The 283-nt window shown below is 68.2% G+C and carries 1 protein-coding gene; it reads left to right on the top strand.

All coding sequences use genetic code 11. The features are described 5' to 3' along the window. Positions 1-55 precede the first annotated feature (55 nt). Positions 56-283: UvrD-helicase domain-containing protein (locus tag D0817_RS27340; protein WP_193555386.1), on the top strand; the 228-nt coding region annotated here is incomplete at its 3' end.

The following is a 283-nucleotide window of genomic DNA, read 5'->3' on the forward strand; positions in this document are numbered from 1 at the left end:
CTTCCAATACTGGATAAATGTACAGTCAAGGCCCGTCCCCGAACGAATGCCCGCCATGCGCGCCGTAATTGCAACGACTGTCCCCGACGACCCGTTCGCCAGCCTCAACCCCGAGCAGCGCGCCGCCGTCGAGCACGACATCGGCGCCGCCGACGGCGTCTCGCGCCCGCTGCTGGTGATCGCCGGCGCCGGCTCCGGCAAGACCAACACCCTGGCGCACCGCGTGGCGCGCCTGATCATTGGCGGCGCCGACCCGCAGCGCATCTTGCTGCTGACCTTTTCG

This window comes from Flavobacterium cupreum (assembly GCF_003996965.1).
GTDB lineage: Bacteria > Bacteroidota > Bacteroidia > Flavobacteriales > Flavobacteriaceae > Flavobacterium > Flavobacterium cupreum.